Origin of the sequence: Roseobacter sp. MH60115, assembly GCF_015644665.1 — a bacterium.
In the GTDB taxonomy this organism is placed as follows: Bacteria; Pseudomonadota; Alphaproteobacteria; order Rhodobacterales; family Rhodobacteraceae; genus Roseobacter.
In genome coordinates this window covers 13,472-29,999 of sequence record NZ_JADOBQ010000001.1, presented here as the reverse complement: position 1 = coordinate 29,999, position 16,528 = coordinate 13,472, and the positions used below count along the sequence as shown (strand labels likewise).

11 protein-coding genes are annotated in these 16,528 nt (G+C 59.5%); 2 read left to right on the top strand and 9 right to left on the bottom strand.

Going from position 1 to position 16,528, the window contains the following annotated elements; genetic code table 11:
- Nucleotides 1-9: 9 nt before the first annotated feature.
- Genes ISX84_RS00125 through ISX84_RS00115 form a run of 3 tightly spaced genes read right to left on the bottom strand, consistent with a single transcriptional unit; the run spans nucleotide 10 to nucleotide 5,185 of the window.
- On the bottom strand, nucleotides 10-1,818 hold the full coding sequence (locus tag ISX84_RS00125; RefSeq protein WP_195818292.1) for an ABC transporter permease: 1,809 nt from the start codon (nucleotides 1,816-1,818) through the stop codon (nucleotides 10-12).
- Nucleotides 1,815-2,804 carry a quaternary amine ABC transporter ATP-binding protein gene (locus ISX84_RS00120; RefSeq protein ID WP_195819321.1) on the bottom strand — a complete coding sequence of 330 codons (990 nt, stop codon included), beginning with the start codon at nucleotides 2,802-2,804 and terminating at the stop codon, nucleotides 1,815-1,817. The genes ISX84_RS00125 and ISX84_RS00120 overlap by 4 nt, the downstream gene beginning before the upstream one ends.
- Before the next feature lie 56 nt (nucleotides 2,805-2,860).
- A complete protein-coding gene (locus tag ISX84_RS00115; protein WP_195818291.1) occupies nucleotides 2,861-5,185 on the bottom strand; it encodes a DUF1989 domain-containing protein in 2,325 nt (774 codons plus the stop codon).
- A 112-nt stretch (nucleotides 5,186-5,297) separates the two neighbouring features.
- Between ISX84_RS00115 and ISX84_RS00110 the strand changes: the two genes are divergently transcribed.
- A complete protein-coding gene (locus ISX84_RS00110) occupies nucleotides 5,298-6,308 on the top strand; it encodes a LacI family DNA-binding transcriptional regulator (RefSeq protein ID WP_229884023.1) in 1,011 nt (336 codons plus the stop codon).
- A gap of 114 nt (nucleotides 6,309-6,422) precedes the next feature.
- Here the strand turns inward: ISX84_RS00110 and ISX84_RS00105 are convergent, their stop codons facing one another.
- The 3 genes from ISX84_RS00105 to ISX84_RS00095 form a co-directional block, all read right to left on the bottom strand.
- The gene (locus ISX84_RS00105; RefSeq protein WP_299961836.1) at nucleotides 6,423-6,647 is read right to left on the bottom strand and encodes a hypothetical protein; all 225 of its coding nucleotides are present in this window, start codon (nucleotides 6,645-6,647) and stop codon (nucleotides 6,423-6,425) included.
- A gap of 247 nt (nucleotides 6,648-6,894) precedes the next feature.
- Nucleotides 6,895-8,577, bottom strand: coding sequence for a calcium-binding protein (locus ISX84_RS00100; protein ID WP_195818289.1), 1,683 nt, complete (start codon nucleotides 8,575-8,577; stop codon nucleotides 6,895-6,897).
- A gap of 959 nt (nucleotides 8,578-9,536) precedes the next feature.
- Nucleotides 9,537-10,595 carry a hypothetical protein gene (locus tag ISX84_RS00095; RefSeq protein WP_195818288.1) on the bottom strand — a complete coding sequence of 353 codons (1,059 nt, stop codon included), beginning with the start codon at nucleotides 10,593-10,595 and terminating at the stop codon, nucleotides 9,537-9,539.
- 189 nt (nucleotides 10,596-10,784) lie between these two features.
- Between ISX84_RS00095 and ISX84_RS00090 the strand changes: the two genes are divergently transcribed.
- On the top strand, nucleotides 10,785-11,096 hold the full coding sequence (locus tag ISX84_RS00090) for a hypothetical protein (protein ID WP_195818287.1): 312 nt from the start codon (nucleotides 10,785-10,787) through the stop codon (nucleotides 11,094-11,096).
- Here ISX84_RS00090 and ISX84_RS00085 read toward each other — a convergent pair.
- From ISX84_RS00085 to ISX84_RS00075, 3 genes are all read right to left on the bottom strand, one after another.
- Nucleotides 11,077-12,069, bottom strand: coding sequence for a hypothetical protein (locus ISX84_RS00085; protein WP_195818286.1), 993 nt, complete (start codon nucleotides 12,067-12,069; stop codon nucleotides 11,077-11,079). The two genes, ISX84_RS00090 and ISX84_RS00085, sit on opposite strands and share 20 nt — an antisense overlap.
- A complete protein-coding gene (locus ISX84_RS00080; protein WP_195818285.1) occupies nucleotides 12,059-15,019 on the bottom strand; it encodes a hypothetical protein in 2,961 nt (986 codons plus the stop codon). The genes ISX84_RS00085 and ISX84_RS00080 overlap by 11 nt, the downstream gene beginning before the upstream one ends.
- A 213-nt stretch (nucleotides 15,020-15,232) precedes the next feature.
- Entirely contained in the window at nucleotides 15,233-16,525 is a 1,293-nt protein-coding gene (locus ISX84_RS00075; protein WP_195818284.1) for an MFS transporter, read from the bottom strand.
- Between the last annotated feature and the right edge of the window lie 3 nt (nucleotides 16,526-16,528).

Genomic DNA, 16,528 nt, shown 5'->3' with positions numbered 1-16,528 from the left:
GCGAGGTGATCAGATCCGACTGAACGAATTGCGGATCCCTTTGAGAATGCGGTCGATCATCATCGCCACAAGTGCGATGGCAATCCCGGCCAGAAGGCCCTTGCCCGCCTGCGCATCGCCCAGAGCGGAGGTCACAATCGCGCCCAGCCCCTCGGCCCCGATAAAGGCCGAGATCGTGGCCATGGAGAGCGCCAGCATGATGGTCTGGTTCAACCCGGCCATGATCGACGGGATCGCCATGGGCAATTCCACCTTGTGCAGCAGCTGCCGATGAGATGCGCCAAAGGCCATGGCGGCTTCCTTGGTGCTTTCAGGCACCTGCAGAATACCCAGCGCCGTCAGCTTGATCATCGGAGGCATCGCAAAGATCACCGTGGCCAGCACCGCCGGGGGCTGCGAGATGCCAAAGAAGGCAACCGCCGGGACCAGATAGCTGAGGCTGGGAATGGTCTGCATCACGTCGAGGATCGGCTCGGTGATCCAGCGGAACCACTTGTTCTTGGCCATCCAAATCCCGATGGGCAGGCCGACAAGCACACAGACGGCCGTCGAGACGACCACCAGCGCCATTGTCTGCATCGCGATCTGCCACAGTTCGAACAAGGCCAGAAAGCCCAGCGAGGCGCCGACAAAGATGGTCGTCCCGGTGCCCGCAAAGGCCCAGCTGAGCGCAAGGAAGAGGAAGGCAACCACCGGCCAGGGGGTCTGCATAAAGGCAACCTCGACCCGGATCAGCGACTGGCGCAGCACGTTGGTCATGGCGTCAAACGCGGTGGCATATTGCGCACGCAGCCGGTTGATCGAAATGTCGATGCTCTCGGCAGAATAGGTGAAGATCGTGACCTTGCGGCCTTCGACGGGCTCCTTGATCTGCGTGATGACCTTTGTGGCGCCTTCATCGCCTGCCGCAATTGCTTCCTCATCGGCAACACGGCGGTAGGTGATGTCTTCGGGCGGCGTGAGCCGCGCCAAGGTCGGGAAATCATCGATGGTCAGGCAATCGAACCGGTCACGTGTCGAGATGTTCTGGTAGTCCTCGACAAGGTCCCGGTTGCGCCCCAGATCGCGCAGTTCCTTGCGCACGGCCGACCGCTCCGACTTTTGTGCGTCCGTCAGTTCGTCCAGAGCTTCGAGCGCATCGAGCTTGGATTGCAGAGTTTCAACACCGGTTGACATGGACGCATAGAGCGCGAGGACATCCTCTGCCTGATAGAGCGGCAGCAACTGGTCCACGCTTTCCGCAGCGCGAATCTGGTTGAAACAGGCGCGCTCATCCAGGCGCAGCTGGGTGGCGCGATAGGTGGTCAGCGGCACGATGATCGCCATGACCAGAACGCCCAGCACGACACGTTTCATGCTGACGCCGCTTGGCACCGCCTGATTGATCCGCCAGCGGGCATATTGACTGTAATACCAACGGTTTGCACTGCTTCCCATCCAGAAACGGCCCAGGAAAAGCAGGCCCCATCCAGCCCAGCTATAGGTGGTGATCCAGTTGGAATAGCGCGCCACCAGCGTGGCATTCGCGGCAGCGTTGCTTTGCGCTTCCGCCAGCAAGGGCGAGAATTTCAGAACCTGCATCAGGCAGACAATGGCAATCACATCAAGGGCAAGGGACACCCAGAAGAGCAACCAGGACCCCCGCGCGGCGGCCCAAATCCACGGCACCAAAACCGCCCAGATATTGACATGCCAGCGCGGGAGTTTGCCGCGCTGTATGCGTTCGAAAATCGGGCCGAAATAGCTCTCGTTCTGTTCTACGAATGTCCCGATGGAGACATCGCGGTCGTCGATTTCACGCTGTTCCGCCCCGCTCATGCCTCGGCCCCCCCTTGCAATCCACGCAGCAGCGTATCCTTGGTGATGATCCCGACCACCGAACCGTCGTCTTTGATCAGCACCGGCAGGTCGGTGCCCGTGCTGAGACCGACAAGCGTGTCCAGATCGTCATCGGGCCGCGCGGTCGGATGATCCCCCTTGTCGTCCAGCGGCCCACGCGTGGCGGTGAATTCCGCCGGGTCCAGCATGATCTTGGAGGCCGACACCAGCTTGAGCCGCGAAATACCCGCAACGAAATCAGCGACATAATCGTCGGCGGGCGCTGTCACGATGTCTTCCGCCGTGCCGATTTGTACGATCTCTCCGTCCTTCATGATGCCAATCCGGTCGCCCATGCGGATGGCCTCATCCAGATCGTGGGTGATGAAGACGGTGGTTTTCTTGAGGTTCTGGCTGAGCCCCAGGAATTCGTCCTGCAGGTTCCGCCGGATCAGCGGGTCCAGCGCCGAAAACGGTTCATCCATCAACAGAATTTCGGGGTCCGCCGCGAGGGCCCGCGCAAGTCCCACCCGTTGTTGCATACCACCCGACAGTTCCGACGGCAGCCGGTCGCCATAGCCATGCAGCGACACCGTCTCAAGCGCACGATCAGCAGCCTGCGCGCGGGTGTATCCATCGATCCCGCGCAGTTCCAAGGCAAATCCGATATTGTCGCGCACCGAACGATGCGGCAGCAGGGCCATGTTCTGAAAGACCATGCCGATCTTGTCTGCCCGCGTCGCGCGCAGCTGTTCCGTCTTCATCGCACCGATGTCTTCGCCCATGATCCGGATCGTGCCGGAGGTGGGTTCAATCAAGCGGTTGATATGGCGCACCAGGGTCGATTTGCCGGAGCCCGACAGACCCATGAGGCAGAAAATCTCCCCCTCCTCGACCGAAAAGGACGCGTCTTTGACCCCGACCACGGCCTCGAACCGCTCCAGCACCTCAGCCTTGCCCAGACCTTCCGATTTGATGGCTTTCATGGCTTCCGCGGATCGGGATCCGAAAACCTTCCAGACGTTCTCCAGTTCGACAACACTCAAACGCGCGCCCTCTCTCTTGTTGGGTCGACAAAAGGCACATCGCAGAGCGTGCCGGACAGCCGCTTCATGCGGCCGTCGAGTTGACCGATTTCCAGTTTCGTCTCCGCCGCCGCATGCTCGACGCTCAGCCGGATCATGGCAATTGCCCGCTCCAACATCGGGGACCGGGTGGCAGAGGTCACCACGCCCACCTGCCGCTCCCCGCAGAATACCGGCGCGCCGTGGCGGGGGACGTCATCCGCCTCCAGCAGTATGCCCCGCAAGACCCGGCGGGGTGCTTCGGCGTTGCGTATCAAAGCCTCACGACCCACAAAATCCGTCTTTTTAAGGTTCACCGCAAAGCCAAGGCCTGCTTCGAAGGCATCGACACCCGGGGCAAACTCCGCGCCCGCTGCCGCGAGACCTGCTTCAATCCGAATGGTTTCCAGGGCCGCAGAGCCCATCGGTTTCAGGCCAAACTCTGCGCCCGCCGCCATCACGCTGTCCCAGACCTGCAGCGCGTTTTCCTTCGCACAGAAAATCTCGTAGCCCAATTCACCGGTATAACCGGTGCGGGTCAGCAGGAAGGGCACACCTTCGCGATCGTTCAGACGCCCGACCGTCACCCCGAACCATTTGACCTGATCCAGCGTCGGCACATGCGGTTGCGTGAAAACGAGCTTGCGCAGGATATCCCGCGACCGCGGCCCCTGCAGCGCGAGATTGGGCAAGGACCCCTGCATATCGTGGATGCGGACCTGCAGCCCCTCACGCTCCGCCAGTTTGCCCAGCCAACGACCGCTTTCCTCGTTCCCGCAGCACCATCGGAAAAGATCCGGGGCAAGGCGGAACAGGGTGCCGTCATCAATGACCTCCCCGCTTTCGTCACACATCAGCGCATAGCTCGCCCGCCAGACGGCGAGACGCGCAATATCGCGGGTCATCGCCTTTTGCAGCAACCGCTCCGCGTCCGGCCCGATGATGTCGTATTTGCGCAGCCCGCTCATGTCCTGCAGGGTCGCGGCCTCGCGACAGGCCCAGTATTCTCCCAGCGTGCCGGAAGACGGGAAGGACACCGGCGCCCACAGATCACGGGCGGGCGCAAACTGATCCGTCAGCGGCGCCAGACGCGCGTGGAAAGCGGAATGTTGCGAGATCTGCATCGGGGCATCCTCTTTGCTGCGGTAGGCAACCGCGCGGGTGATCCGGGTTTCGGGATGGTAGATGCGCACATGCACATCCGTGGGGTTCCAGCCGTTAATGGGATCAATGTCATCGGGACAGGCAGTGCTGACGCAGACCAGATCATCCAGCGCCTCCAGCGCGACATAATCGCCGGGGCGGGAGTGGGATTCCTCGGTCAGCAGATGCTGATGCTCATCAATCCACGTGTTCCAGAAAAAGTTGATCGCCGGCCATGCCCTGCGGCTGGCAACGCCGAAATTGTCCAACGCGCCGGAAATATTGTCGGAACAATTCACATGGCCGGGAAAGCCGCGTTCTTCATAGCCGCGCGCCGTGCAGGCCAGACCAAAGGTATCGTGCCGCCCGCAGGTGTCCTGGACCACCCGCATCATCGGCACCATTTGCGGATCAAAAAACTTGTCGAAAAGCCCCGGCCCCGGGAACGCCCGGCGCACCATGCTGCGGGTGGCGGTGCTGTCGATCATCAATTCCTGACCGCGATCCAGTCCGCTGGCTCGAAATGCCTGAAAATCGGAGCATTGTTGGCCCTCGACATCGATGATCTGAACGAACTCACCACGTCGGACCTCGAAGGCCCGGGCCGTGGCACGGGATACGGTGAATTCCTCGCGGACATCGCCCAGCGGGTCCGGCAGCGCGGAGGCGCCCGGCGCCCGCTGATGCATCACGACCAAGGCACCTGTGGCACGGGCAGAAACCAGCGCTGTTCGCTCAGCTGGCGCGACGAGCCACAATGTGCAGGCCAGCGGCGCACGCAGCACAAGCGGCTCGCGGACACCGGTCACGGACGTCGCGGTATATCGGATGTCGCGGGCCACACCCTGACGGATAAGCCATCCGGTCACTTCCTCACTGTCGAAGTCGGACCGCAGCAAGGGAACCGGTGCTGGCAGCCCAAATGCCGCTTCGCAACGCCCTCCCTCATCGGTAAACGCCATGATCGCGACGTGATCCTGCGGGTCGCTGAGATCGACCTGCACCAGGTCTCCGGCAGCCACATTCAGCCGCAGGGCCATCCGGGGCTCCAACAAGCGCTTGCGCGGCGACGCCGCATGTTCGAACCCGGCAAAGTGACGGCCTCGGCCCTGATGGCTGATGTTGGAAAACTCTCTTATCAGCGCAGTGGCAAGCACCATATCCCCCAGGCGAGTCGCGCGATGTAACTAGTTACATGATCAATTAAACTAGTTTCATTTGTCAACGATCACGTTTCTTCCTATGTCAGATTAATTGGTGGAGGATGAAAATATGGGCCCGCGGCACCGCAAGACACGCAGCAATATGCGTGATGTCGCCGAAAAAGCGGGCGTTTCCGTCGCCACGGTGTCACGGGTGCTCAGCGGTGCCGATGGCGTGCTGGAGACGACGCGCGAGCGCGTGCAGCAGGCTGCTGAAGAGCTCAGCTTCGTGCCAAGCCCAGCCGCGCGCGCGATCAACTCGGGCCGGACGTATATGGTGGGCGCGCTTGTCCCCACATTGGACCATGCGATTTTCGCCCGCTACATCGAAGCGCTGGAAATGGAACTGGTCAAACAGGGGTTTTCTCTGGTTGTCGCAACAACGGGCGGTGATCCGATACGGGAAGCGGAGCGCGCCGAGAACCTGCTCGATCTTGGGGTTGAGGGGTTGTTTGTCTCCGGGATCACACGCGGCGACGGGTTCGAGGCTCTGGTTGCGCGACGCAAGGTGCCGGTTATTGCGACATCCTATTTCAAGGTCGACCACAGTCTGCCGACAATCGGCTATGACAACGCCAGAGTGGCCTCGATGGCGCTGGAGCATCTTCACGCCCTCGGTCATCGCCAGATCGGCGTCCTCTCGGGTTTCAGCCAAGACAACGACCGAACGGCCGCACGTCTGACTGGAATAGAGCGGCACGGCATGACCGGCCTGCAGTTTGCGCAATCGGCCATCGACTACGATGCGGCGGGCGACAGCGCGGCGGCCCTCTTGGACCGGCATCCGAGGTTGACGGGCCTTCTGTGCCTGTCGGACGTGCTTGCCCAAGGAGCCCTCTTTCGCCTGCAGCGCATGGGTGTGCAGGTTCCGACCGACATTTCGATCATCGGGATCGACGATCTGCCGGGATCGGCCAGCACCTTCCCGGCTCTGACAAGTGTGCGGCTACCGGTTGCGGAAATGGGCAGGCGGGCCGCCGCAGCCCTCGCACATTGGATCGAGGAAGGCGAGCGCCCAACATCTGTTGAGTTGGAAGGCCAGATTTCGCGGCGTCAGTCGACCCGGGCCATCGCCTCTTGAGCGTTTTTCGGGCCGACAAAGGGTAGTTGAGCGACAGGTCCAATGCAGCGCATGCCGAGCAGAGTTTCAGAACACCTGACTTTCAGAAGAGCTGCAGGACTCCCCGGAAGGAGGTCAGCCTTCGTCCCTCGGCTGGCTGTCTGCCGAGGTCAGCTCAAGGCCATAAGCGCTGCGCATTTTTTCAATGAAAGCCAGCGTTTCCGCGTCAAAGGGGGATTTGCCTTCCAGACTGTGCAGCAAAATACCCTCAAGCAGATCGCCCAATGAAATTTCATGCTGAGCCGCGACTGCCTTGAGAACTTTCAATATGCGTTTCTCGATGCGAACACCGGTTTGCACACGTTCTATCCTTTTCTCAGCCATTCAGCCCCAACCGCACGTAGCCCTTTTGTTTCGAGGGTTGAACGTAACAATTTCATCACGGGCTGGAAAGGCCTGGTTGGTATGGCAAACGGCCCAAAAAAGGGTCATTCGGCCAATTAATTCTCCCGGAAATGATCACTGATCTGAAAACTTCACGGAGGGGTTGAAGAGTTCCCGACGGAACAGGTGTGCTGCAGAGAATCCCCCGCAGCACAGCGAGCGCTCAGACCATCGACCATTCTTCGGCAATCACCGGCACCTCCACCACTGGAAGCTCGAATTCCCAGGACGGATCCGGTTGCTTCACGCCGACTTCCGTGTGGAAGATATCGCCATTGGCAATCTGCTGGTTCAGAAGTGCCGCGTTCACGTCCTTGATGATCGCGATCGCCTGCACGTCTGGAACGAGGACCGCATCCCCGGCCACCCCATCCGGTAAAGTTGCGAAGCTGCGCGTGGCAAAGAGCAGCGAATCCTGACCGGTTTGGACCGCAACAAGATAATTCAGGTTGTCCACAGGTTCGTCGAAGTCATAGAAGAATCCACTTTCGAACGCGAATTCATCCCCCCAGATGTTCAAGTCATAAATGGTATCAATGCCGACCCCCGGCGTGTTGTCATAGTGGATGACGTCCAGACCGCTTCCAGTGTGGATGGTGTCGTCCCCCGCCCCGGCGTGGATGGTATCATTCCCACTCCCACCGACAATCATGTCGTCACCGACACCCGCGTCTATGAAATCGTGCCCGTCATCCCCTTCCAGCGTGTCGTTTCCGAAGTCGCCCAGCAGGCGATCATTGCCGTCGCCCCCGTACATCTGATCATTGCCGCCACCGCCATTCATGGTGTCATTGCCGTCACCGCCGGACAGCATGTCCTTGCCATTTTCGCCATAGACACGGTCATGACCTTCGCCCCCATAGACGGAGTCGTTCCCATTTCCCGCCAGCAGCAGATCGTCGCCAGCATGACCTTTTATGTTGTCGATGCCGCCAAAGCCGTAGACCGTATCGTCTCCCGCCCCCATCCACATGATGTTGGCCTCATCGGTGCCGATGACCTCATCATCACCGTCACCGGTTACAACGCGCTCAATACTGTGCAGCACGTCGATACCAAGGCCCCCGCCCCAGGCAATCCCGCCCTGTAGATCGACCGTCATGTCACCGTTCGTGTCGAAGATGGCAAAGTCGAACCCGTCGCCCCCATAAAGCTCATCATCGCCGGTGCCGCCTTCCAGCGTATCCTGACCTTCACCGCCCCATATACTGTCGTTGCCGTGGCCACCTTCCATGTTGTCGTGGCCATCATCACCGCTCAGAAAGTCGTCGTGATTGCCACCGTTCAACGTGTCGTTGCCATCGCCCCCTTCAAGACTGTCGTTCTGATCGCCGCCCAGCAGTGTATCGTCACCGCCCCCGCCAAGGAGTGTGTCGTTGCCCGCGGCGCCGGAAAGGTGGTTCGCGTTGCCGTCGCCGGTGATGTGATCGTCACCGGCGCCTCCGGTAGCGTTTTCAACACTGTAGAAGGTCATCTCGATGACCATCTCACTGTTTTGCCACCCGTCCTCCGGGGTCCACCACGAAACCGGCGGTATGTGAACCATACCGGTCCCACCTGCCAGATTGATCGTGACGGGATGGTGAGAATCCTGCAGGCTTACATGGTCGGTCCCACTGCCACCGTTTAAATAGATCGATCTGTCGAACCGGGTGGACATAAAGCTCCAGTCGATAATCGGATTGAACCTGAAGAAATCATTGCCCCCATACCCGTAAACGGAATGATCCCAGGGCGCGTCCGGCACCATATCGTCGTTTTTCAATCCCGAAATGTGAATGTAATCCGATTGCGCGGTTCCCTTGATGGGATCCGGTCCGGTGACTTGTCCGCGTGCCTTAGGCATTGCTTTAACTCCCTTTTTCAGTGCCTGGCGCGAACCGCTTCGCGTGGTCTCGAATGCAGGTCACGTCAGGCGAATTTAGGCTTGTCGGATCGCCCTGGCCCCAATGGGACAGGGGATTTTCCAGACCAAGACTTGTTGCGTTCCAGCGCACCAGCAGTGGCGCGATGTGGTGGGTCCCCGCCCAATTCCAAACTGTTGAGGAACCCCGCATCTTCAACCGCGAAATCTCAGGGGCCGCGCCCTCCCCCCGTGCATCGCAGCGCTTGCATTGACGGCGCGAGATCTGCACCGCATAGCGCGTAAAATTGCGATCACGACGGCTCTGCCAGTGTTTCGAATAAAACTCTCACAGGGGCTGGCAGGCAGCTGGCGGTTCCAGCTGATATTGCGCGCCCGCAAAGATGCGTGGGCATCACGCTTACGCGCAATGCCCATCGCATGTGGCCAAATGGTCTGCGATTTGCTTTCCGAGGAACAAAAAGCATCCGAGACCAGAGTGCCAAACCGACCCACAGGCCGGCCTTTGATGATCAAAGTGACGTCAAATGTTTTGCCGTAAAATGGCGACCGTTCAATCATTTCACATTTCTCCTCCGCACGACGCTTACGTCGCGCATCGGCCAAATTCGTCGTATCTATTGCATGCACACCCACACCGGGCGCACACCGTCACTTTGCTCTGACATCAGAGATACTCAGACACAGGTCCTGCCGGAACCCGAACCGCCGCAAGCAGCTCATGCGCGCCTGCATGACCGTTCTTCCCACGATGGCGATCCCAAACGTGGTCACTCTTCGGGCCTGGCCAATGGTTTGCTTTGAGAATGCTACCTGCGGAATTGCTACCAGGAACCCATGGTCGTGCGAGCTGCAGACACCAACATCAGCCGTCAAAAACAGACACCCGGCCCTATCTTGCCGCGATAGACCCCATGCATTGGACGCTCAGCGACACAGGCTCATTCCGCGCTCTCGACCACGCCCTTGCTGATCAATTCATTCAGTCCCTCAGGCGCAATAGGCGGATTGTAGTCACCATCATCCGACAGCCTGTGTTTTCGGGGAATATTGATCGCACCGTACATGTCCAAAAGCGCGTTTACCGCGTGCTGGCTCAGGGATTTGTTGGCTTTGGGGCTGGTATTGATATTGATTTTGTCCAGAGCCGTTCCAACGTCCTTGATCGCTTGGGTTCCATACCGATCAAGATCTTTGTCGGCATGCTCAAATCGTTTTTTATAGATCCATTTGTGACCCATGCCCGGAAAATGGAATTGACCATCAAAAGGCAACCATTGGCCGGGTTTTTTGGAGTTTTTTCCGGTGGATTGATAGAATGCCTGCATCACGGTATCGCCCTTCTCGTCGCGCATCTTGACGATCACAAAAGCGCGGGTGACTTTTTTCCCGTTAATGACCTCCACAGCGTCCTTGAGAATGAACACGTCGGACGCGACCGACCCGTCGCGCGGCAGCTTTATGTCGCGCAAGCCCGGAGCGGGCGGCTTGCCAAGCCGGAACTTCTTTCCAAGGTATTTTTTGATGCGTTTCCATCGGGTCCGCACCGTGATCCTGGTCACCTCGACCTGTGCTTTTGTCTTCTGCGCCCGCGTGGACGGTTTCACTGTCGTCACAGGCAGGCCGTTGATCATCATCTGTGACGTCGGCGCGCCGACTTGCGGTTTGACATTGCGCGTGAATTTCTGCGCGGCCGTGTTTTTGCCGCCCGCCATCCCTCCAATGCTCTGGAATTGATGGCCCATGGAATTGATTGCCACCTGATCGTCCGTGGCCCATCCCGTAGCAGTCGCAGCAAAGCCGCCAAGGAGGCTGGACGACATGATCTTGGCAGTATCCAACTGCAGTCTGAGCAGTTGGATGCGGTGGTGAACACTCGCCTGGTACCCCGTCCGAACAACGCCGTCGGCATCCCACCGCTTTACCATCATCAACCGGTGATACTCTGCCGCTTCTGGCGAGTCCAACGCCCGAAGGCGGCCCTCGAACTCGGCCTCCATCCAGTAATTCAGCCGCTCAAGACGCGCCTCCGCGTCCCTGTCTCCGGCCTGATCGGGATACATCTCGTCCAGAACCTGCAGGACGTTTGCCCGCAATCGCGCGCGCCGCCTGTTGGCGCGATCCGCGGGGCTCGGCGCAGGTGCGGTTTCCTCGGGCTCAGGCGAGGCCGTCGTAACCGGATCGCCCAGGTGAAAATCCATCAGTGGCGTGACGGAGTTTGGATCTTTGAACGGATCGAAAACCATCGCCCGGCCAACAGCGATATTGAAATCGGTCGTGTTCAGATTGTGCGACGCCTGAAAGAACAGGTTGCCTGGCTCGCCACTGATCAGCCCGGAATGCCCGTAGTATTCCAGGAAATAATTGCCCTGCCGGTCCTGTTTCACATCGCCATGGAAAATTCCGTAAGGCTCGCTCTTGTCCTTGTCGTTGGCGTGGATGTTCCGCTCGATACTGAATTCCTGGACTTTATCCATGGTGTCAGTCCTGCAGGCGGGTGATCATTTCCTCGCCAATGATCCGCGCCTCGAAATGCGTGAAAGCGGCCGCGTTCACCGCCAGCGCGATACGTTCGAAATGCCCAGCACCGGCATCCAACGTCTTGCTGGTGTTCAAAACGGCTTGCAGATTGGCGGAAAAACGCATCGTTTGCACGCCGGATGCCGCAAGCTCCACCGGCGGGTCAAACGCCCCGATGCTGAGCATTTCCGACAGGGAATGAAACCGGAGCGCGGAGTCGATCTCCTCCAATACGCTAACCCCGTGCAACAGTGGCAGCCCTACGCCGTCCTCAAGCCGCCCGCGCCTGCGTTCAGAGAAATGGGTGGAGGCCCTGACCTTCGCAATGAACTCAAACTGAAAGGACACAATGCCGGACAGGCCCAAGCCATCGGCGAAACTCTTGTCCGCGGGATCGGCATTGACGACCAGATCAATGATATTGGCAGAACCGCCCTCGTCCACCACGTGAAGCCGCGCGGTATAAGTGAAGGCGCCGTCGTGGGTGCGCTTGGACACCGCCATGTGCCAGGCGATCGCGTCAATATCGCTCGGTGTGACCAGATCAAAGGACTTGGACAACCAGCGGCAGGTGTCCTGATCCGACGCCACGAGCGTGAGCACACCCTGCACATCCGACAGAAACGCGTTTTCCAGCACACCACCGCTGAAATCCTCCTGCCCGGAAATCGCATGCACACGGGTTTTATAAGCATCCCGGTAATGCCCGGGCAGCAGTTCGCGAATGACGCCGATCTCCAGGATCGGATCCGTTTGCCGTTTCAGCATCTGGGCAGCCTGATCAGTATCGAAAACGAAATCCAGACCCGAAACCTCCCACTGCTGACCACCCTTGAGAGGCGAAGACAGGGCGGTTGTGACACCGGTAGCGCCCGAAGCGAGGTTCAGGCTTCCACTGCTTGGGTCGGTGAAATAGGTCGCCAGACCACTCAGATCGATCGTATCAGTTATCATCCCAGACCGGCGCCTCCGATACGTCATACCAAATGTCGATATCCACATCCTCTCCCAGATCGGACCCGAAACGAACCGCCAGAGCGTCCCGCACCCCGCGCCGCATCTGGTTGGCCAGCGCTGGCATCTCCATGCCCAGCGGGATGGTGCCCACGATGATATCGCGCGGCTCACCCTGCCAGATGACTTCATTGCCCTTGATGCGATCCAGATCTGTGCTTGGCACCGCCTTACGCTCGATGACCCGTTTGCTTTCGCCGCCCGAGGTCTCCGCGTAGCTCACCGCATCCTGCCCGTCGGTCTTCTTTTGCTTGCTGAAGGCGTGGGTGGATTGGGACGCGGCTTTCTGGATGCTGCCCTGCGAGCCAAAGGAGTGGTTCCCGAGAATGCCGGGCCAGAAATGCGCTGAACTGGTGCCCAGGCTGGCGCCAAACCCGATACCCACATTTATGCCTCCGTTCACACCGGGGGAGATGTTGAAGCCGTTGAGGTAGTTCTTCCAAAGCCCCGGTATCATATTCACGGTTGGACCGCTGCTGCTGGCAGGCCCGGTGGTCAGCAAAGCCATGATCTGGGGCCCCAGATCGGGCGGTGGCGGTACCTGCGTGACCAGCTCAAAGAGTTGCCGCAGGAATTCGCCGTTATTCTGAACCGCAGAAGCGGACGACAGGATCGGCGAAAACGGCGAGAAGGTGAGCGTGTGCAGGCCCTCGATCTCGCCGGGCGCCAGATCTCCCCAGTTTTGCTGAAAATCTACTGTCAGCGGGTTGGCGTCTTCGAGCGTGACAATCTCTTGCGACGGGTCGCCCGTCACATAACGTCGCGCATTGTTCACATAGGACGCCGCGTCCTCCCAGTCGTTCGAGACGGTCGGATAGAGGTGTTCCGTGTGCGAGCGCACCTCCTGCGACCCGCGCGATTCAAAGCCGGCGTGTGTCTCGCCACTGCGGTCGGTGTAGCTTATGCTGGGCCCCATTTCGGTCTGAATATATCCCTGGGACGAGGATTGCGTGATGTGCAGCGCGTAGTTTGGTCGCTCTTCTTCTGGAAAAGCATCAGTGTAGTCATTTGCGCCATAGGGATCCTGCCCCGCCGTCTCCTTTGTCGTGTAGACCACCGACTTTTCAAACTCGACAGACCGCCGCCTGGAGTTCTGGAACACCTGCGCCTTGGTAGTGTTCAGCACATCAAGGAGGCTCTTGAACTGGGCCACCTTCTGGCGTTGCCCTGTTTCCCGGACCCTTTCGATCCCGAGCGTGAAGCCGCGCGATCCCAGCACGGCATAGTCATCCAGCAGGTCTTTCCCGATCAAGCGGAAATGCAGAGCCTGCACGGTCTGAGATGTCGACAGGCGGGGCGTGATCCAGACATCAGACGACTGAAAGAAGTCAAGTTGGGAGACGACGATCCGGCAGGTTTCGCTGTCGGCATTGGACAGCCGGATCGACAGGTATTGCGCAGAGGTGGGCTGATCAAAGCGCAGACCGTCCTGCGCCAATCTGAAAATATCCATGAACGTAGAGACATGTGTCTGCGCGATGCGGCGAAGATACTCTGGCGAGGAGGCGATGCGTGTCGCGGCAAGACCGTCGGGCGGATCAACCTCAAACACCTCGATCTGGATGCTTTCGCAAAAGTTAACCGAATTGGGCAACTGCAGGATGTAGTCTTCTAGAACTTCTTCCAGCGCCTCGCGGCTGGCCGTTTTCAGGCTGTTGAGAAAGGTGAACAGGATGTCGCTGAAGTCCACGCTATCGGAATGGCGTTCGATATCCTGCAACCGGTCAATCAGCGCGTCGATGTCTTCAGCCCGTTTTTCGTCCGGAATGAAGGGCAGCCGCATCTTCAGCCCGGCCACACAGCGCGGTTCATCATCCGCCTGTTCAAAGAGCAGATCCACAGCATCACCGTTGCCAAGCGGTTCAGAGACAAAAATCTCCTTGTATCCTTTGCCTGCGCCGGTGGGATTTGACCGATAAGACCGCGCCGGGGACGTCAGCGACGTGGCGGAATAGACCCCATACTGCCCATCCGGATGCAGGATCGCCGATTTTGCGTGAATGGAAGTCCCATGATCGCTGTCCCGGTCGGGATATTGTTCTGACAGCACCCCGAAACCGGTCAAGGGACGGTACCGCATCGCCTCTTCATGCGTATAGAAGACCACCTGCGGGATGTCGTAGCCCAGTCTGAATTCCACCCGCTCGCGCATGTCATCCGTGAGGTCAGGCAGCTTTTCCTGTTCGTATTCGAACGGGAAGAAGGGAAAGTTCGACAGTTTCAGAGTAACCGCCGAAGTATAGGTCGGCTCAATCGGTATATAGTTGGCACCAGAGTGATAATTGCTTTCCTGATGCACCAATGTGTTGTCGGCATCGAAAAAATTCTGCCCTCTGAGGGGTTGGAACGCTGCATCGACGGAGCCTGCGTTCGTGATCTGAATTTCACGCGGGAGCCCGAAGTTGGCACTGCTCTGGCCAAACCTGTTGAACGTGTAGGGAATGTAGGGATTGCCGAAAACACACGCGCCCCCCAGAAGCGCGGGCCGGGCAAAGCGGATCAGGAGTTCCACCGAGGCTCTGCGCCCATGCGTGAAGGCCGCCTCGTAGTTGGTTTTGGACAGCAGCAAAGGTTTGGAGAGGGCGGAGAGGTGCACCGCGTCCTGTTTGTCGCCCCCGGTAAATTCCGGTCTTTCAAAAACAGTGAGGCCCGTCGCTGGTGCGATCACACTTCCATTGGCATTGAGTGAAGGCAGGTAGTCGTCAAACCGATGTTTTCCGGGGGTTCCCAGATCAAGAATATTCGACCTGAATGAAAACTCGAACGCATCCGTCGCGGCGCTGAGCCTGATAACCCGGGCCGCTTCTGAATTCTCGTTCCGTCCAAACCCGGAAAGCTCGATAGGTCGACCAACATTGGTCCGGATCGGATACCGCGTATTACTAATCATGCCCCACCCCTGGTTGGAGGGATGCTGGAGGTGACGTAGCGTCAAGTCAAGAAGTTTAAATTTCTGGGAAGTGTCGGGATGGGCAGGACCGGCGGTGCACATGGCACTTTGGGCCCTGTTTCAGCCGTGCGGTGATGGCGGGAATGGCAACGGTGCTGACGCGATCTCCGGGCGTACTGTGTGAGGACGACGATCAGGTTTTTCCCGCTTTTTTCAGGTCCCGCCGTCTTTTGGACCGGCCGTCTCCGGGGCATTCGCCCGGTCCGCGTCCAGTTCGACGGCATTAGCCGCGAGAGCCGCGGTTTCAGGGGTGGAGCCGCGCGCGAGTGGACCCGCCTGAAAGCTTCCCTTCTTCTCCTGGGCCACGGCAGGGGCGGTTTTCAGACGCAGAAGCGCAAAGAGAATGAGCAGGATATGCGCGATGCCCGTCACGGCGAAGAGGCTTTGGGGCCCAAGCCGGCTCATCGCGATCCCGGCTACGGTCGGCCCGATGATTGAACCGACGCCAAAGACCAGGAGCAGCCCACCGCTGACCTGGATGAAGGTTCCCGGTGCCGCGTGATCATTCGCATGCGCCACGATGATCGGATACATGGCAAAGACAGCTGCCCCGAAGAGCCCCGCCAGAACCATCACGCCCACCGGATTGACGAAACCGCCGAAGACAAACAGCGCATCGGCGAGCAGCGCCAGACCTGCGACACCGATCAGAACGCGGCGCCGGTCGAGCCTGTCCGACGCGATACCAACCGGTATCTGCAGTGCCGCGCCCGCCAGGATCGGGATGCTGGCAAACAGGGCAATGTCGCTGAGGGTGAGCCCAATGCGCGCCGCATAGACCGCGGCAAGCGTGCCGAATGCCGCGTTTGAGACCCCCACCATGAAAACGGAGAAAACGGCGATGGGTGAGTTTTTCCAGAGACCGCGCAGGTTCAGCGAAACACTGGTCAGGGGTGTCGGTGTCGACGTCGCCGAAATCGCCGTGGGCAGCAGCGCGAGGCAATAGACCATCGCGGCAAGAACAAAGAAAAAATACCCTCTGGAATCGCCCAGCGTCAGCACCATCTGACCAGCGGTCGTGGCGGCCAAGTTGACCATGGTGTAGATGCCAAAGATGCGCCCGCGCGATGCCGCGTCCGCCCGTTCGTTGAGCCAGCTTTCCACGATCATCGCGGCGCCTGCGAAACAGAACCCGGACAGGGCGCGCACGGGCACCCACACCCACGGTTTGATCAGAACCAGTGACAGCAGGACTGCAATCGCCGCCAGCGCGCACATCGCGCCAAAAGCCCGGATGTGGCCCACACGCGCGACCAGCGCAGGTGTGCGCAGGCACCCGGCGACATACCCCGTGGCCCATCCGGTGCCCAGCAGACCCAGGGATGTCGCGGAGAACCCTTCCGCCTCGCCGCGCACCGGCAGGATCAACCCGTTTACTCCACCGGCAAAAAGCAGGAAGGCCGACCCCATGAAGAGCGCCGTGAGCGGCAGGATACTTCTAAGCACCGA